The 16,801-nt window shown below is 72.4% G+C and carries 14 protein-coding genes and 1 pseudogene; 8 read left to right on the plus strand and 7 right to left on the minus strand.

Translation table 11 applies throughout. The annotated features are described in order from the left end of the window. Positions 1–11: 11 nt before the first annotated feature. From ACIRF9_RS04580 to ACIRF9_RS04590, 3 genes and pseudogenes are all read right to left on the minus strand, one after another. A pseudogene (locus tag ACIRF9_RS04580) lies at positions 12–996 on the minus strand (zinc-binding dehydrogenase). A gap of 51 nt (positions 997–1,047) precedes the next feature. Continuing rightward, a complete protein-coding gene (locus ACIRF9_RS04585; RefSeq protein ID WP_403816260.1) occupies positions 1,048–1,713 on the minus strand; it encodes a lysoplasmalogenase in 666 nt (221 codons plus the stop codon). Beyond that, complete coding sequence (locus ACIRF9_RS04590; RefSeq protein ID WP_403816263.1) at positions 1,710–2,579, minus strand: sterol desaturase family protein; 870 nt, start codon at positions 2,577–2,579, stop codon at positions 1,710–1,712. The genes ACIRF9_RS04585 and ACIRF9_RS04590 overlap by 4 nt, the downstream gene beginning before the upstream one ends. A gap of 151 nt (positions 2,580–2,730) precedes the next feature. On the opposite strand from ACIRF9_RS04590, the gene ACIRF9_RS04595 reads away from it, so the two are divergent. Beyond that, on the plus strand, positions 2,731–5,805 hold the full coding sequence (locus tag ACIRF9_RS04595; protein ID WP_403816267.1) for an NACHT domain-containing protein: 3,075 nt from the start codon (positions 2,731–2,733) through the stop codon (positions 5,803–5,805). Positions 5,806–5,817: 12 nt separating this feature from the next. Here ACIRF9_RS04595 and ACIRF9_RS04600 read toward each other — a convergent pair whose 3' ends face one another. Continuing rightward, positions 5,818–6,573, minus strand: a complete 756-nt coding sequence (locus ACIRF9_RS04600; protein ID WP_403816269.1) for a VIT family protein — start codon at positions 6,571–6,573, stop codon at positions 5,818–5,820. 102 nt (positions 6,574–6,675) lie between these two features. On the opposite strand from ACIRF9_RS04600, the gene ACIRF9_RS04605 reads away from it, so the two are divergent. The 3 genes from ACIRF9_RS04605 to ACIRF9_RS04615 all read left to right on the plus strand — a co-directional run bounded on the left by ACIRF9_RS04605 (position 6,676) and on the right by ACIRF9_RS04615 (position 8,857). Further along, the gene (locus tag ACIRF9_RS04605) at positions 6,676–7,686 is read left to right on the plus strand and encodes a DEDDh family exonuclease (protein ID WP_403816272.1); all 1,011 of its coding nucleotides are present in this window, start codon (positions 6,676–6,678) and stop codon (positions 7,684–7,686) included. Positions 7,687–7,766: 80 nt separating this feature from the next. Then, on the plus strand, positions 7,767–8,000 hold the full coding sequence (locus tag ACIRF9_RS04610) for a hypothetical protein (protein WP_391643780.1): 234 nt from the start codon (positions 7,767–7,769) through the stop codon (positions 7,998–8,000). A 62-nt stretch (positions 8,001–8,062) separates the two neighbouring features. Continuing rightward, positions 8,063–8,857, plus strand: a complete 795-nt coding sequence (locus ACIRF9_RS04615) for an SURF1 family protein (protein ID WP_403816275.1) — start codon at positions 8,063–8,065, stop codon at positions 8,855–8,857. Positions 8,858–8,903: 46 nt separating this feature from the next. On the opposite strand, the gene ACIRF9_RS04620 is transcribed toward ACIRF9_RS04615, so the two are convergent. The 3 genes from ACIRF9_RS04620 to ACIRF9_RS04630 form a co-directional block, all read right to left on the minus strand. Continuing rightward, positions 8,904–9,857, minus strand: a complete 954-nt coding sequence (locus tag ACIRF9_RS04620) for a hypothetical protein (RefSeq protein WP_403816278.1) — start codon at positions 9,855–9,857, stop codon at positions 8,904–8,906. Between the two features lie 77 nt (positions 9,858–9,934). Beyond that, a complete protein-coding gene (locus ACIRF9_RS04625) occupies positions 9,935–10,126 on the minus strand; it encodes a YbdD/YjiX family protein (protein ID WP_403816280.1) in 192 nt (63 codons plus the stop codon). Further along, a complete protein-coding gene (locus ACIRF9_RS04630) occupies positions 10,123–12,276 on the minus strand; it encodes a carbon starvation CstA family protein (protein ID WP_403816283.1) in 2,154 nt (717 codons plus the stop codon). The genes ACIRF9_RS04625 and ACIRF9_RS04630 overlap by 4 nt, the downstream gene beginning before the upstream one ends. Before the next feature lie 237 nt (positions 12,277–12,513). Here ACIRF9_RS04630 and ACIRF9_RS04635 point away from each other — a divergent pair, with 237 nt between their 5' ends. From ACIRF9_RS04635 to ACIRF9_RS04650, 4 genes are read left to right on the plus strand one after another with little or no spacing between them, the layout of a single operon-like run. Continuing rightward, positions 12,514–14,070 carry a sodium:solute symporter gene (locus tag ACIRF9_RS04635; RefSeq protein ID WP_403816286.1) on the plus strand — a complete coding sequence of 519 codons (1,557 nt, stop codon included), beginning with the start codon at positions 12,514–12,516 and terminating at the stop codon, positions 14,068–14,070. Next, entirely contained in the window at positions 14,067–14,642 is a 576-nt protein-coding gene (locus ACIRF9_RS04640) for an RNA polymerase sigma factor (RefSeq protein WP_403816289.1), read from the plus strand. Before ACIRF9_RS04635 ends, ACIRF9_RS04640 begins: the two co-directional genes overlap by 4 nt. After that, positions 14,639–14,977, plus strand: coding sequence for a hypothetical protein (locus tag ACIRF9_RS04645; protein ID WP_403816292.1), 339 nt, complete (start codon positions 14,639–14,641; stop codon positions 14,975–14,977). The genes ACIRF9_RS04640 and ACIRF9_RS04645 overlap by 4 nt, the downstream gene beginning before the upstream one ends. 34 nt (positions 14,978–15,011) lie before the next feature. Then, positions 15,012–16,799 carry a glycoside hydrolase family 15 protein gene (locus ACIRF9_RS04650; RefSeq protein WP_403816295.1) on the plus strand — a complete coding sequence of 596 codons (1,788 nt, stop codon included), beginning with the start codon at positions 15,012–15,014 and terminating at the stop codon, positions 16,797–16,799. Positions 16,800–16,801 lie beyond the last annotated feature (2 nt).

Genomic DNA, 16,801 nt, shown 5'->3' on the forward strand with positions numbered 1-16,801 from the left:
GCACCGTCTGCCTAGTTGGTCACCAGGACCTTCAGGGCCGTCCGCTCGTCCATCGCCTTGTAGCCGTCCGGTACGCCCTCGATGCCGACGGTGAGGTCGAAGACGGGGGACGGGTCGATCGTGCCGTCCAGGATGTCGGGCAGCAGCTCGGGGATGTAGGCGCGGACCGGGGCGACGCCGCCGCGCGGGGCGAGGTTGCGGTCGAACATGACGCCGAGGTCGAGTCCGGTGCCGCTGCCGTGCGGGACGCCGACGTAACCGATGGCGCCGCCGTCGCGGGTGATGCCGACCGCCGTACGCATGGACTGTTCGGTGCCGACGGCCTCGACGACGGCGTGGGCGCCCTGGCCGCGGGTCAGCTCGCGAACGGCCTCGACGGCGGCGTCCCCGCGCTCGGCGACGACGTCGGTGACGCCGAAACGGCGCGCGAGGTTCGTACGGACCGCATGGCGGCCGAGGGCGATGATCCTCCCCCAGTCTCGACTTCGCTCGACCGGGGGCACCCCCATGGCGCCGAGCCGCTTCGCCGCGAGGACCGCGCACAGGCCGACCGCACCGTCACCGACGACGGCGACCGTGGCGCCGGGGCGGGCGCCCGCGCCCAGGGCGGCGTGGTGGCCGGTGCCCATCACGTCGGAGAGGGTGAGCAGCGCGGACAGCAGGTGGTCGTCGGAGGCCGCGTCCTTCGGCAGCCGCACGAGAGTGCCGTCGGCGAAGGGCACCCGCACGGCCTCGCCCTGGCCGCCGTCGTAGCCGACGGAGCCCCAGAAGCCGCCGTGTTCGCAGGAGGTGGTGAGTCCCTCACGGCAGTAGTCGCAGACGCCGTCGGACCTCGTGCCCGATCCGCTGACCGGGCTGCCGGGCCGCCTCGCCGCGGTACGCCCACAGGTCGCTGCCGCAGACGCAGGCGCGCAGCACCCGCACCACGGCGTCGGTGGGCAGCTGCACCACCGGCTCGGGCACGTCCTCGACACGCAGGTCGTACGGGGCGTGGATGGTGGTGGCGCGCGTGGCGAAGGTCCTTCTGCTGCCGTGTCGTGCGGGCGCTCAGGGGGTCGTCGAGCGCACCTCGCGGGACGCCGTCGGCGGCGCCGCCCGCTCACCAAGGGTGCCCCGGACCAGCAGGAACTGCGCCGCGGCGTAGGTGAGCATGATCCACAGGTCGGGGCGTGGCGGCTGCGGCCAGTCGGCGACGCCGGTCGCGATAAGGGTGTCGGAGAGCAGGAACAGCACGCCGCCGGACCCGGCGAGAGGGCCCAGCCGGGTGGCGGCCGTGTACGCCATGGCGGTGAGGAGAGTGCTGTAGGCGGCGACGGGAGCACGCAGGTCCGGCGGAAGATCGGGCCACAGGAGGGTGAGGGTGGCGACCAGGACGGCGGCGTAGGCGGGGGCGAGGACCGTGGCACGCACGCGTGGGCGGCCGTATCGCGTGAAGAGCACGAGGTAACAGACGTGTCCGGCCGCGAAGCACGCCATGCCGGCGAGGAAGGCGGGCTCGGCGTCGGAGAGGAGCAGGACGTCGCCGCCCCAGCCGCACAGGAGGGCGGCGACGAGGAGGCGGGGTGCGCCGCGCCGGGCCGCCCAGGCGGCGAGGAGGGGCATGAGCAGCGGTTTGGCGAGGGTGTGCCCGGGGCCGAAGCCGACCGCGAGGGAGACGAGGTCGGCGGCTGCGGCGAGGCCGAAGGCGGCAAGGAGGGGGTGGGGGCGGCTCACGCGACCACGGTCTCCTCAGCCGTTTCGGTCCGCTTCGGCGCGGGCTGCCATCCCGGCCCGCGGAACACCCGCCCCGCCCGCTCGCGCCAACTGCTCGCCGCCTTGATGTCCTTGACGATCGCGACGTACTCATGGGTGGCGACCTTGATCGGGTTGAACGTGTTGATGTTCTTCGTCAACCCGTAGACGGGCCGCTCGACCTCGGGCACGAACGAGCCGAAGAGCCGGTCCCAGACGATGAGGATGCCGCCGAAGTTGCGGTCGAGGTAGCCGCCCTGGGAGGCGTGGTGGACGCGGTGGTGCGAAGGCGTGTTGAACACGAACTCGAACCACCGGGGCAGCTTGTCGATCCGCTCGGTGTGGATCCAGAACTGGTAGACGAGGTTGGCGGAGGAGCAGAACGCGAGCGCGGCCGGATGCACGCCGAGGGCGACGAGCGGGACGTAGAACGGCCAGACGGTCAGGGTGGTCCAGGGCTGGCGCAGGGCGGTGGTGAGGTTGAACCTGCGGCTGGAGTGGTGGACGACGTGGCAGGCCCACAGGATGCGGACGACGTGGTGGCCGCGGTGGGACCAGTAGTAGAAGAAGTCCTGCGCGAGCAGCATGAGCGGGACCGTCCACCACAGGACGGGGACGCGGAGGGGCGTCAGCTCGTAGAGCGCCGTGTAGATCGCGACGATCGGGATCTTGTAGAGGAAGTCGAAGACGAGGCTCCCGAGCCCCATGCCGACGCTCGTCACGGCGTCCTTCGTCTCGTATCCGACCGCGTCCTCGTCCGGATGGATGCGGACACTGATCACCTCGACCACGGTGAGCAGCACGAAGGCGGGTATCGACCACAGCACGACATCGGGCAGGTTCGGCATGTGGGCACCGTAGAACCGCAGGTCGGCCGGGGCTAGAGGTTGTTACCCACAAGTATTACCGGGGGTATGCGCTTGCTTCTTGGCGATCTCCGCCAAGAGCCGGGCGGGGGCTGCCTACGATGCCGTGGGCAGCGGACGGGGAGGCCGGGGGATGCAGGGACTCGAGGTCGTGGTGGTGCGGCTGGCGTCGACGGTGGTCTCGACGGTCGCGAGGTCGATGCTGAAGCCGAGTCCGGGCGCGGGTCTGGTGCCCGATCCGGTACGGCCGCTGCCGCGGCCGGCGGGGCCGGAGAAGCTGGCCCGGGTGCTCGGCGGGCGGATCGCGGGGGGTTACGCGGCCCTGCCGGAGCACGAGCGGCTGGCGGCGGTCGCGGCGGTCCAGGACACGTTCGCGGCGGCGGGCGTACTCGGCGCCGACCGGCTGTTCGCGGCGGACCTCGACCCGGGACGGCTGGCGGACGAGCTGCGGCGTCCCGTCACGGACCTGGCGGAACCGGCTCAGGACCTCTACGCGGAGCTGCTGCGGCTGTGCTGTGCGCACGTCGTCGAACAGCTCACCGCGCAGCCGTCGTTCGCCGCGCGGGCGGCGGTGGAGCAGACGCGGCGGACGGGGGCACTGCTGCGGGAGCGGCCGGCGGAGCAGAGCGTCGACGCGGGCTTCGAGCGGCGGTACGCGGACTTCGTCGCCCGGACGCAGGCGCGACTGGAGTTGTACGGCGTGACGCTCGGCGGGCGGCGGCGGGCGGAGTGGCCGCTGGACACCGCGTACCTGTCGCTGGCGGTGAGCGGGGAGCGGCCGTACGAGCCGCATCGCGAGGGGCTCGGGGTGCCGGCCGCCGGGCAGGGCGCCGTGAAGGTGGAGCAGGCGCTGGCGGACTGCGACCGGCTGGTGCTGCGGGGGCCGGCCGGGTCGGGCAAGTCGACGCTGTTGCAGTGGCTGGCGCTGAACGCGGCACGGCAGAGCTTCGGGCCGGAGCTGACGGACTGGAACCGGTGTGTGCCGTTCGTGCTGCGGCTGCGGTCCTTCCACGGCCCCGACGGACTGCCGCTGCCGGAGGGCTTCCTGCCGGCGTCGGGCGTGCCGCTGCGGGCACCGGCGGGATGGGCCGAGGAACTGCTCGGCAACGGCCGGGCGCTGGTGCTGGTGGACGGGGTCGACGAGGTGCCGACGCGGCTGCGCGGCCACACCGAGAGCTGGCTGAAGTCCCTGGTCACGGCCTTTCCCCGGGCGCGGTACGTGGTGACGACACGCCCCTCCGCGGTGCCGGAGGACTGGCTGGCGGCCCAGGGCTTCACGGCACACTCCCTGCTGCCGATGGAACGCGACGACATCAGGGCGTTCATCCGGCACTGGCACGACGCGGCCCGGCTGGAGTGCGGGCCGGACGGCGAGCGGGAGCTGCTGGAGCGGTACGAAGCGGGGCTGAGCGAGGCGGTGACGACCCGCCGGGACCTGGGACGGCTGGCGACCAATCCGCTGATGTGCGCCCTGCTGTGCGCGCTGAACCGGGACCGGCGCATGCAACTCCCCCGCGCCCGGAAGGAGTTGTACGACGCCGCGCTCGACATGCTGCTGGTGCGGCGGGACACCGAGCGGGAGATCGCGTCGGTGGAGGGCGTGGTGCTCTCCCGGGACGAGCAGACGGCTCTGCTCCAGCGGCTGGCGTACTGGCTCATCCGCAACGGCCAGGTGGAGGCGTCACGGGACGAGGCCGTCGCCCTGCTCGACGAGTGGCTGGCGGCGATGCCGCAGGTGCGGGAGCAGGGGGACGCCGAGCAGATCTTCACCCACCTGCTGATCCGCAGCGGCCTGCTGCGCGAGCCGGTGCCGGGGTACGTCGACTTCGTCCACCGCACCTTCCAGGACTACCTGGGCGCGAAGGCCGCGGTCGAGGCCCGCGACTTCGGGGTGCTGGTGCGCAACGCCCACGACGACCAGTGGGACGACGTGGTGCGCATGGCGGTGGGACACGCGCGCGTGGAGGAACGGGGGCGGCTGTTACGGCAGTTGCTGCGGCGCGCGGACAAGGTGCAGCGGCATCGGGAGCGGCTGGTACTGCTGGCGGCGGCGAGTCTGGAGCATGCGCCGGAGCTGGATCCGGGGGTGCGCAGGGAGGTGGAGGAGCGGACGGAGGGGCTGATGCCGCCGCGTACGACCAGGCAGGCGGAGTCCTTGGCCAAGGCCGGGGAGTTGGTGTTGGAGCTGCTGCCGGGGCCGGAGGGTCTGACGGAGCTGGAGGCGGCGGCCGTGGTGCGCACCGCGGGGTTCGTCGGCGGCGACGCGGCGCTGGGGGTCGTCGCGCGGTTCCGCTCCGACGCACGCAGACTGGTGCGGACCGCGCTCGACATGGCCTGGCCACGCTTCGATCTCGTCGAGTACTTCGAGACCGTCCTCGAGGGCACCCTCGGGTCCGGCCAGCTGCTCAACGTGCGGGAAGCCGAGGCGCTGGCGCTGCTTCCGCGACTGCCTCGGCTCTCGGAGCTGAACCTGATCGGCGACCACGGCATCCCTCCCGAGGTGCTGCGGCACACGGCCCTGGAGTTCCTCGGACTCTCCCGCAACGACGGGATCCATGACCTGTCGCCACTGAGGGGACTGCCGAACCTGCGGCACCTCTCCCTCGACCACCTCCGGTCCGTCACCGATCTCGGTCCGCTCGCCGGCCTCCCCCTGACCCACGTCTACGTGTACAGCCCCGGGGACGGACTCTCGCTGGCGCCCCTGGCGGATCTGCCCGAACTCCGGCACCTGGTCTTCGACTTCGCGGCACCGCAGACGCGACTGGACCAGTTGTCCTTCGCCCCGAAGCTCACCGGCCTCGGCTTCTTCCTGAAGGCCTGCGTCACCGAGCTCACCGGACTCGAAGCCCTGACCTGCCTCGAATGGCTCACCGTCAACGAGGATCACCAGTGGCGCGCCTTCCTGGCCGCCGGGGTGTTCTCACCGCTGAAGACGCTCCAGGTCCTGGACGTCCCCCACGTCGACCTCGCCGCCCTCGTGCCCCACCAGGGCCTGGCCCAGATCTATCTCGGCAACGTCCCGCAACTCGACCACATCGGCGCCCTCACCGAACTCCCCGGCCTGAAACTCGTCGAGTTCTCCCGCTGCGGCCCCCTCGACCTCACCCCGCTCGCCGCCCTCCCCCACCTCGACGTCCGCCTCTACGACTGCGGCCAGGTGGCCGGCACCGACCTCTTCCCCCGTGACCGCCTGATCATCGACTGAGCCGACCCCCTCTCACACCCCCGCCGCCCCCAACAGCACCCCGGCGACATACGTCACCCCCATGGCCAGTGCCCCACCGCCCACGTTCCGCAGCACCGCCCGCGCCGGAGGCGCCTCCCCGAGCCGGGCGCTGCTCCAGCCCGTGAAGGCCAGCGCGCCCAGCACCGAGACCACCGTCACCGGCAGCCGCCAGTCGCCCGGCGGCAGCACGATCGCCAGCAGCGGCAGCAGGGCGCCCGCCGTGAAGGCGAGGAAGCTCGCCCAGGCCGCGTGCCACGGGTTGGTGAGGTCGTCGGGGTCGATACCGAGCTCCACGCGTGCGTGCGCCCTGAGGGCGTCGCGCTCCGTCAGCTGGACCGCCGCCTCCCGGGCCACCTCCCGGGACAGTCCGCGTTCCTGCAGCAGCTCGGTCAGTTCGGCCAGTTCGGCCTCCGGCTGCTCGCGCAGCTCCCGCCGCTCCAGCGCGAGGGCGGCCTTCTCGGAGTCCCGTTGGGTGGACACCGACACGTACTCTCCCGCCGCCATGGACATCGACCCGGCCAGCAGACCGGCCAGACCCGCCGTCAGCAGCGCCGACCGGTCGTCGGTCGCGCCGGCCACGCCGACGACCAGGCCCGCGGTCGAGACGATGCCGTCGTTGGCGCCGAGGACGGCGGCGCGCAGCCAGTTCAGCCGGGAGCCGAGCGAACCCTCGTGGGCCTCGCCGTGGGGTGGTTCCGCCGCAGGTTCCGTCTCACGATCCGTCACGGGAGGGAGGATGGCATCCATACGTCGTCCGCGCCGTACCGACGCTCCACGCACCCGCGCGTCCGGGTGCGGTCGGGGGCATCCGCGCCACGGTGTCGGTGGCGCCCCGTATCCTCAATGACCATGCTCGCAGACCGCACGACCACAGTGTCGTCCCCCACGGAGTGGCCGGCCGCGTATCCCCAGGGATACGCGGTCGTTGACGTGGAGACCACCGGGCTGGCCCGGGACGACCGGATCATCTCCGCCGCCGTCTACCGGCTGGACGCGCGCGGTGAGGTCGAGGACCACTGGTACACGCTGGTCAACCCGGAGCGCGATCCGGGGCCGGTGTGGATACACGGTCTGACGAGCGAGGTGCTGGAGGGCGCGCCCCTTTTCCGGGACGTCGCCGAGGAGTTCGCGGCGCGGCTCGACGGACGGGTGCTCGTGGCGCACAACGCGGTCTTCGACTGGCAGATGATCGCCCGGGAGTACGCGCGCGCGGAGAGCCAGGCCCCGGTGAAGCAGCGGCTGTGCACCATCGCGCTCTCCAAGGAGCTGCGGCTGCCGCTGCCCAATCACAAGCTGGAGTCGCTGGCGGCCCACTTCGGTGTCGTGCAGCGGCAGGCGCACCACGCGCTGGACGACGCGCGCGTGCTCGCGGAGGCGTTCCGGCCGAGCCTCGTCGCCGCCGCGGCGGGCGGGGTCCGGCTGCCGCTGCACGAGTGCCGGCCGCTGACGGAGTGGAACGACCGTCCCGCGCCCCAGATCGGCCGGCAGCCGGGCGGCGGCGGTCACCGAGGCGGCGGTTACGGCGGCTATCGGCCGAGCAGTTGGCGGCCCGCCCGCAAACGGCCCGCCTGCCCGCATCCCAACCCCGGACGATACGAAGACGGCAAAAGGCTCAAGCAGGGCATGCGGGTCGCCTTCTCGGGCGACACGTCCGTCGACCGCGAGCTGCTGGAGGACCGCGCGACGGAGGCGGGGCTGCACGTGGCGACCAGTGTCTCCCGGCTGACCAGTCTGCTGGTCACCAACGATCCCGACTCCGGCACGTCGAAGGTGGCGAAGGCGCGGCAGTTCGGGACGCCGGTGGTCGACGAGGCCGCCTTCGGGCAACTGCTGCGGGATGTCGAGCCCGCCGACGGATGAGCCGTACGTACGGGTGATTGCCGTGCGACTCGCCCACCGCCCGCTCGCCCGCGCGGGGGCGACGGCTCACCCTGTGGCGCATGGCGAGATGCGAAGTTTGCGGCAATGACTACGGAATGACCTTCGAGGTGCACGCGCAGGGCGCGGTGCATGTCTTCGACTGCTTCTCCTGTGCGATTCATCGCATGGCCCCGATCTGCGAGCACTGCCGGGTGCAGATCATCGGGCAGGGGGTCGAGGTCGAGGGGCACTGGTACTGCGGCGCCCACTGCGCGCGGGCCGAGGGGAAGGTGGGCATCATCGACCGCGTCTGACCGCTCCTGCCCACGGCACCCCCTCCGACAGCACCCCGCGACCCGAGAGGTACGGTCGTGGGGTGTACCGCTTCCTGTTGTCCCGGCAGTGGGTGATCCTCACGCTGGTCGCCCTCCTCCTCATCCCCACGATGATCCGGCTGGGCTTCTGGCAGATGCACCGCCACGACGAGCGCGCCGCGCGCAACCAGCTGGTCACCGACGCGCTGACCGCCGAGCCGGTGCCGGTGGAGCGGCTGACGTCGCCGGGGCACACCGTCACCCGCGGCGAGCGGTACCGCGGGGTGACCGCGACCGGCACGTTCGACACCGCGCACGAGGTCGTCGTACGGCGCCGGGTGAACTCCGACGAGACGGTCGGCTTCCACGTCCTGACGCCGTTCGTGCTGACGGACGGCAAGGTGCTGCTGGTGAACCGGGGGTGGATCCCCGCCAACGGGCCGAGCCAGACCGCGTTCCCGAAGGTCCCCGCGCCGCCCGCGGGCAGGGTCACCATCACCGGGCGGCTGATGCCCGACGAGACGACCGCGGCCAGCGGCATCAAGGACCTCAAGGGGCTGCCCGACCGGCAGATCATGCTGATCAACAGCGCGGAGCAGGCCAAGCGCCTCGGTGCCGAGGTGCTCGGCGGCTACATCGCGCAGACCGCACCCGAGCCCAAGGGCGACACCCCGGAGCTGCTCGGGAAGCCCGGCAGCGAGGACGCCGCGCTGAACTACGCCTACGCCATCCAGTGGTGGCTGTTCGCGGCGGGCGTCCCCGTCGGCTGGGTGGTCCTGGTCCGCCGCGAGCGCCGGGACCGCGCGGCGGCACAGGTCGCGGAGACGGAGAAGGAAGCGGCACCGACTCCGGCGTAGGCGCCCCCGCTCGGCCGGTGCGGCCGCCTCTCGCTCCGGGCGGTGCTCACCTGCGGCCGTGGCCGGTCAGGCTGTCCCGCCAGTAGGTGAAGGTGCGTTCCGGGTCGGGCAGCAGGTCCCACGGGTGGCGTGTCATGTGGCGGCCGATGCGCCGGAAGACGGGGCCGGCCTCGTCCGGGAGATGCGCGCGGGTCAGTGCGAAGGCGAGGAAGTTGAGGTCGGTGACGGCTTCGGCGTGGGCTGCGGCGGCGGTGTGGAACCAGCCCTTCAGGGCCAGCTCGATCTCCTGGACGGCCCGCGGCTCGTTCCAGTTGCCGCTCGAGCCGAGGGCCTCGAGGGGCGACTCACGCTGCCGATGCGCCGTCAGCTCGACGCGGGCCGCCACGGGGAGCAGGGCCAGCGGTGATCCGTGCGGTGCGCGGACGGCGGCCTGCCAGGCGAAGTCCATCATGTCCGGGAGCGTCCCGTGGCCGCGCGGGGAGAGGTACTCCAGCAGCCGGTGGTAGGCCGTCCGGTGCCACGGCGCCCGTCTGACGGCCTCGGTCCACACGGGCACCGCGTCCGTCACCGGTACGGCGCAGGAGTGCATCAGGGACAGCAGGGCGAGCCACGGCGTGGGGTCGTCGGGGCAGGCCTCGGCGGCGCGCAGGCAGGTCCGCTCGGCCGTGCGGACGGCGGTGTGCCCCTCGGCGGGCGCGCGGCGCGCCTCCACGAAGGCCCGCAGGACCAGGGCGTCGCCGTCGCCGGGCCGGTCGGCGGCCCAGCGCTGGGAGACCACGGCGGGCAGGTTCCGTGCCAGGACCGGGACCCGGTGCGCCCTGCGGTCCCAGTCCCGCCCGGTGGCGCGCAGCAGGTGGGCCACGGACTCCCAGACCGGGCGGGTGCTGCCCGCGCCGAGCCCGTGCAGCTGCCGGGCCGGGCGGAGTTCGAGAAGGGTCGAGTGGAGCAGGTCGTCGTCGAGCTCGGGGCGGATCAGCAGGGAGGGGCGGCGTCTGAGCATCTCGGTCCCGGGGGGAAGGGCGCCGTACGGCACAGACCCGTGGGGTCCGCGCCGTACGGAAAGAGCGCCGTACGGGTTCAGCAGCAGCGGCTCGGCGACTCGTGCTCGCGCTGCGCGGTGCGCATCCGCTGGTATTCCCGGCGGGTCGGCACGGGGGCCTGCGGGTGGTGGCGGCGGTGCCGTTCGCAGTAACGGTCGTACTCGGCCTCGCCGGTCAGTTCGCGCGCGTACCGGAGCACGGAGTCCAGCACCTTCCGGACGGCGGTCATGAGCCCGCCCCCACCAGCGGCTCGCTGCCGCGCTGCTCCGGGACGTCGATGCGGGACTCGACGTACGGGGTCTCGGTCGTCGGCAGCGGAGCGCCCGCCCGCAGGGCACGTACGCAGACCGCCGCGCAGTTGACCAGGACGATCGTGACCAGCAGCAGGAAGACCGCCATCAGCACACCGTCGACCGTGTTGTTGAGGACGATGGTGTGCATGTCGTCCATGGTCGTGGCGCCCGGCAGGAGCTTGCCCGCGTCGATGGCGTCCGCGTAGACGTCACGCTGGGCGAAGAAGCCGACCTTGGGGTTGTCGGAGAAGATCTTCTGCCAGCCGGCGGTGAAGGTGACGGCCGCGTCCCAGGCCAGCGGGATGCCGGTCACCCACGCCCAGCGTGCCTTGCCGCACTTGACGAGCATGGTCGTGGTGACGGCCAGGGCGACCGCGGCGAGCAGCTGGTTGGCGATGCCGAAGAGGGGGAACAGCTGCTTGATCCCGCCGAGCGGGTCGGTGACGCCGGCGTACAGGAAGTAGCCCCAGGCGCCGACGACCAGGGCGCTGGTGATCCAGATGCCGGGCTTCCAGGTGACGCGGCCGATCGGCTTCCAGACGTTGCCCAGCATGTCCTGGAGCATGAAGCGGCCCACGCGCGTGCCCGCGTCCACCGTGGTGAGGATGAACAGCGCCTCGAACATGATCGCGAAGTGGTACCAGAACGCCTTGAGTCCGCTGCCGAACACACTGGAGAAGATCTCCGACATGCCCACGGCCAGGGTGGGAGCGCCACCGGAGCGGCCGACGAGCGTCTGCTCCTCGACGGCCCTGGCCGCCGCGGTCAGCTGGTCGGGCGTGATGGCGAAGCCGAGGCCCTTGACCGCCTCCGACGCGGTCTGCGCGGTCGGGCCGAGCAGGGCGGCCGGGGAGTTCATCGCGTAGTACAGGCCGGGTTCGAGGACGCACGCGGCGATCAGCGCCATGACGGCCACGAAGGACTCCGTGAGCATGGAGCCGTAGCCGATCAGCCGGACCTGGGACTCCTTCTGGATCAGCTTCGGGGTGGTTCCGGAGGAGACCAGCGCGTGGAAGCCGGAGAGGGCGCCGCAGGCGATGGTGATGAAGAGGAAGGGGAAGAGGGACCCGGCGAAGACCGGTCCGGCGCCCGTGGAGGCGAACTCGGTGACGGACTCGGCCTTGAGGGTCGGAGCGGCGATCACGACGCCCACGGCCATCAGGGCGATCGTGCCGACCTTCATGAACGTCGACAGGTAGTCCCGGGGCGCCAGCAGCATCCACACCGGGAGCACGGAGGCGACGAAGCCGTAGCCGACCAGGCAGAAGACCAGGGTCTGAGGGCTCCAGACGAAGTACTCGGCCAGGGACGAGTTCTGGATCCAGCCGCCGCCGAGGATGGCGAGCAGCAGCAGGGCGACGCCGATGAAGCTGGTCTCCACGACCCGGCCGGGCCGCAGATAGCGCAGGTAGAAGCCCATGAAGAGGGCGATCGGGATGGTCATGGCGACGGAGAAGGTGCCCCAGGCGGACTCCGCCAGCGCGTTGACGACGACCATCGCCAGCACCGCGAGCAGGATGATCATGATGGCGAAGACGCCGATCAGTGCCGCGGCGCCGCCCACCCTGCCGATCTCGTCCCGCGCCATCTGGCCGAGGCTCTTGCCGTCCCGGCGCATGGAGAGGAAGAGGACGATCATGTCCTGGACCGCGCCGGCGAAGATCACACCGGTGATGATCCAGATCGTGCCCGGCAGATAGCCCATCTGCGCGGCGAGCACCGGGCCCACCAGCGGGCCGGCGCCGGCGATGGCCGCGAAGTGGTGGCCGAACAGCACCCGGCGGTCGGTGGGGTGGTAGTCGACCCCGTCCTCGAGGCGCTCGGCCGGAGTGGCGCGGGTGTCGTCGACCTCCAGGACCCGGCGGGCGACGAACCGCGAGTAGAAGCGGTAGGCGATGGCGTACGAGCCGAGCGCGGCCACCACCAGCCAGACGGCGGAGATCTCCTCACCGCGGGAGAGTGCGAGCACGCCCCAGCCGACCGCGCCGAGCAGGGCGACACCGGTCCACAGGGCGACGGACTTCAGTGACATACGTGACTTTTCCGGCGCTGGACGGCCGGTTTCGGGCAGGGCTGACGCAGGCATGGCGGCTCCTCACCTGGGCGGTGCGGTACGCCTCGGGACCCGAGGCGGGCGAGATCGGCGACCGGTACCAGCGAGGACGGCTCTCCCGTTCACTGCCGGTCTGTGCAAGAGTTGCCCACCCCTCGACACCGGTTGACAGCGAATTTCCAGAGGATTTTCCGCCGGTTCCCCGTCAACCGAATCGGCCGTTCACGCAACTGACCGGTGAGGGCTCAGGCACACCAAAGGCGGTGACCCATGGCCGACGGCGCCATGACGACGACGTTCCTCGCCGTGATCGGCGGGGCGTCGCTGCTCGCCGTGACCGCGCGCCGGCTGCGCCCCAGCGACCGGCTGCCCTCGCTGGAGGGCTGGGCGCTGGCCGACCGTTCCCTCGGCCCGGTGTGGACCTGGCTGCTGCTCGGCGGCACGATCTTCACCGCGTACACCTTCACCGCCGTACCGGGCCTCGCGTACGGCAACGGCGCGCCCGCGTTCTTCGCGGTGCCGTACACGGTGATCGTCTGCCCGCTCGCCTTCGTCCTGCTGAGCCGGCTGTGGGAGGTGGCCCGGCGCAACGGCTACGTCACCGCCGCCGACTTCGTCCGGGGACGCTACGGATCGCCGCCGCTGGCCCTCGTCGTGGCGCTGACCGGGATCCTCGCGACCATGCCGTACCTGGCGCTGCAACTGCTCGGGATACGGGCGGTGCTGACCGCTGGGGGCGTCTACCCGCGCGGTGCGGTGGGGGACCTGGTGATGGTGGCGCTGTTCGCGGGGCTGGCGGTGGCGACCTACCGGCACGGGCTGCGGGCGCCCGCGGTCATCTCGGCGCTGAAGGCGGTGGCGGTGTTCGTGTCGCTCACCGCCGTGTGCTGGCTGGTCCTCAGGCAGCTCGGCGGGCCCGGCCCGGTCTTCGAGGGCGCGGCCCGGCGGCTGGGCGGCACCGACGTCGCCCACTCCCCGCTGGTCCTCTCCCCCGAACAGCAGCCGGCGTACGCCACGCTCGCCCTCGGCTCCGCGCTGGCGCTGCTGATGTACCCGCACGTGCTGACCGCCGGGTTCGCCGCGGACGGACCGCGCACCCTGCGCAAGGTCTCCGTGGCCCTGCCCGCCTGGACGGGACTGCTCGCCCTCTTCGGCTTCCTCGGCGTCGCGGCGCTCGCGGCGGGGGTGCGCGCTCCCGAGGGCGGCGCCGAGGCCGCCGTACCGATGCTGGTCGACCGGCTGATGCCCGCGCCGCTGGCCGGGCTGGTGTTCGCCGCGATCACCGTGGGCGCGCTGGTGCCGGCCGCCGTGATGTCGATCGCGGCCGCCACGAGCTTCGTCCGCAACGTCTACGTCGAGTACGTGCAGCCGACGGCCACGCCCAAGCGGCAGGTGCGCATCGCCAAGGCGGTGTCGCTGACCGCGAAGGTCGGGGCGGTGGCCTTCGTGTTCGGGCTGCGCGACCAGGACGCCGTCAACCTGCAACTGCTCGGCGGCGTGTGGATCCTGCAGGTCTTCCCGGCCGTCGCCGTCGGACTGTTCACCGGGCGGCTGCATCCGCGCGCACTGCTCGCCGGGTGGGCCACGGGCATGGCGGCCGGGACCGTGCTCGTCGTCCGCGAGGGGTTCTCCTCCATCGTGACCCTCGGGTTCGGCCGGCTGGAGATCTACGCCGGCCTGCTCGCCCTTCTGCTCAACCTGACCGTCGCGGTGACCGGCACCGCGGCCCTCGAACGCCTCGGCGTCCCGCGCGGCGCCGACACCACCGACCTGCCCTCCCGCCTGACCGTCAGGCGGCCCCGCACGACGGGAGCGAACAACCCGTGAGACGCAGACACCCCATCCCGGTGCCGCAGCCGTACGCCGAGCCGCTCGCCCTCGCGGTCGCCGACCCGGCCGAGCTGGAACGCGAGGCCGGACTCGCCCAGCTGTTCGAGCTGCACTACTCCTCCATGCTGCGGCTCGCGGTGCTGCTCGGCGCCGACGACCCGGAGAACGTGGTGGCCGAGGCGTACTACCAGATCTACCGGAAATGGCGGAAGCTGCGGGACACCCAGGCCGCGGAGGCCTATCTGCGCTCCACCGTCTGCAATCTGACCCGGATGCGGATACGCCACCTCCAGGTCGCCCGCAGACATGTCGAGACCCCTCCGGAACTCCCCGACGAGACCGTCGCCTCCGCCGAGAGCACCGCGCTGCTCCGCGACGACCAGCGGGTGCTGATCGACGCGCTCCAGCAACTGCCGGCCCGGCAGCGCGAGGCGCTCGTGCTGCGGCACTGGCTCGGACTGAAGGAGAGCGAGATCGCCGACGCGATGGGCATCTCCTGCGGGTCCGTCAAAACCCACACCTCACGCGGCCTCGCCGCGCTCACCCAGGCGATGGAGGCCCGGCGATGACGCATCGAGACGCGACCCCGTCGCGTGGCACCGGACCCGACCGGACCCGGCCCCCCTCCCCGGACCGGACCGAGCGGGAACTGCGCGAGGCCCTTCAGGCGCTGGCCGGCGGAGTGCGGCCCGCCCCCGACGCCTACCGCACGGCACGCGGCGAGTGGCTGCGCCGCGAACGCCGGCGCAGGCTCGTGCTCGCCGTCCTGATCGCCGTCGTCTTCGCCCTCGCCACCCTGATCGGTCTGTGGGTGCTGAACCAGGCGCCGTCCCACCCCGGGGTGATCTTCTCGGGCACCGCTGACGCCGTGAGCCACGGGTCACTCCCCCGGCCGCACCCCTGATTGCCGCCCCGGCCCGCCGGGAACCCGCAATCCCGTGCACCCCCGCATCGAGGACTACGCCGTCATCGGCGACGAACAGACCGCCGCCCTGGTCGGCAGGGACGGCTCCGTCGACTGGCTCTGTCTGCCCCGCTTCGACTCCGGGGCCTGCTTCGCCCGGCTCCTCGGCGACGAGGGCAACGGCCACTGGCGCATCGCCCCGCAGGGCGTCGAGGGCCCCTGCACCCGGCGCGCCTACCGCCCCGACACCCTCGTCCTGGACACGGAGTGGGAGACCGCCGAGGGCGCGATCCGGGTCACCGACCTGATGCCCCAGCGCGACCGCGCCCCCGATGTCGTCCGGGTGGTGGAGGGCCTGCGCGGGCGGGTCACCGTGCACAGCACACTGCGGCTGCGCTTCGACTACGGCTGGGTCGTCCCCTGGATGCGCCGGGTGGACGGCCATCGCGTGGCGATCGCCGGGCCCGACGCCGTCTGGTTCCGCAGCGAGCCGGCCGTGCGCACCTGGGGTGAGGACTTCGGCACGCACTCGGAGTTCACCGTCGCCGAGGGCGAGTCGGTCGCGTTCGTGCTGACCTGGCACCCCTCGCACGAGTCCCGCCCGCCGCTCGTCGACCCGCGGGAGGCGCTGCGCACCAGCGTCGACGACTGGCGGGCATGGGCGTCCCGCTGCCGCTACCAGGGCCCCCACCGGGATGTCGTCGTCCGCTCCCTGATCACCCTCAAGGCGCTCACCTACGCCCCGACCGGCGGCATCGTCGCCGCGCTCACCACCTCCCTGCCCGAGGAGACCGGCGGGGTGCGCAACTGGGACTACCGCTACTGCTGGCTGCGCGACTCCACGCTCACCCTCGGCGCCCTGCTGGCGGCCGGTTACGAGGACGAGGCCGAGGCGTGGCGCAACTGGCTGCTGCGCGCCGTCGCGGGAGATCCCGCAGACCTGCAGATCATGTACGGGCTGGCGGGCGAGCGCCGACTGCCCGAATGCGAGCTGCCGTGGCTTTCCGGCTACGAGGACTCGACGCCCGTACGCATCGGCAACGGAGCCGTGCGTCAGCTGCAACTGGACGTCTACGGCGAGGTCATGGACTCCCTGGCGCTGGCCCGGGTCGCGGGGATGTCGCCCAGGCCGCACATGTGGTCGTTGCAGTGCTCGCTGATGAAGTGGCTGAGCGAGAACTGGCGGCAGCCGGACGAGGGCCTGTGGGAGGTGCGCGGCGGCCGACGCCAGTTCACGCACTCCAAGATGATGGTGTGGGTGGCCGCCGACCGGGCCGTCCGCGCGCTGGAGGAGTACCCCGAGCTGGACGGCGACCTCGAGGGCTGGCGGGCGTTGCGCGACGAGGTGCACCGCGAGGTGTGCGAGAAGGGCTACGACCCCGAGCGCAACACCTTCACCCAGTTCTACGGATCGAGCGACCTGGACGCCTCCCTGCTGCTCCTCCCCCGGATCGGCTTCCTGCCGCCGGACGACCCCCGCGTGGTCGGAACCGTCGACGCGGTGCGCGCGGAACTGGGGCACGGCGGTCTGCTGCGCCGCTACAGCACCGACGGCACGACCGTCGACGGTCTGCCGGGCGACGAGGGCGCCTTCCTGGCGTGCTCGTTCTGGCTCGCGGACGCGCTGCACATGACGGGCCGCACGAAGGAGGCACGGGAGCTGTTCGAACAGCTCGTGGGGCTGGCCAACGACGTGGGGCTGCTGGCGGAGGAGTACGACCCGGTGGCGGGCCGGCAGCTGGGGAACTTCCCGCAGGCCTTCAGCCACATCGGCCTGGTGAACACCGCCCTCGCCCTGTTCGGGGGCGAGGAGGCAGGATAGGG

Origin of the sequence: Streptomyces sp. NPDC096132 (assembly GCF_044763345.1) — a bacterium.
Lineage (GTDB): Bacteria > Actinomycetota > Actinomycetes > Streptomycetales > Streptomycetaceae > Streptomyces.

Coding starts and splice junctions, on each gene's coding strand:
- ACIRF9_RS04605 (WP_403816272.1), top strand. CDS start 6,676: ATGCTCGCAGACCGCACGACCACAGTGTCGTCCCCCACGGAGTGGCCG.
- ACIRF9_RS04645 (WP_403816292.1), top strand. CDS start 14,639: ATGACGCATCGAGACGCGACCCCGTCGCGTGGCACCGGACCCGACCGG.
- ACIRF9_RS04625 (WP_403816280.1), bottom strand. CDS start 10,126: ATGACCGCCGTCCGGAAGGTGCTGGACTCCGTGCTCCGGTACGCGCGC.
- ACIRF9_RS04590 (WP_403816263.1), bottom strand. CDS start 2,579: ATGCCGAACCTGCCCGATGTCGTGCTGTGGTCGATACCCGCCTTCGTG.
- ACIRF9_RS04595 (WP_403816267.1), top strand. CDS start 2,731: ATGCAGGGACTCGAGGTCGTGGTGGTGCGGCTGGCGTCGACGGTGGTC.
- ACIRF9_RS04620 (WP_403816278.1), bottom strand. CDS start 9,857: ATGCTCAGACGCCGCCCCTCCCTGCTGATCCGCCCCGAGCTCGACGAC.
- ACIRF9_RS04635 (WP_403816286.1), top strand. CDS start 12,514: ATGGCCGACGGCGCCATGACGACGACGTTCCTCGCCGTGATCGGCGGG.
- ACIRF9_RS04630 (WP_403816283.1), bottom strand. CDS start 12,276: ATGCCTGCGTCAGCCCTGCCCGAAACCGGCCGTCCAGCGCCGGAAAAG.
- ACIRF9_RS04600 (WP_403816269.1), bottom strand. CDS start 6,573: ATGGATGCCATCCTCCCTCCCGTGACGGATCGTGAGACGGAACCTGCG.
- ACIRF9_RS04610 (WP_391643780.1), top strand. CDS start 7,767: ATGGCGAGATGCGAAGTTTGCGGCAATGACTACGGAATGACCTTCGAG.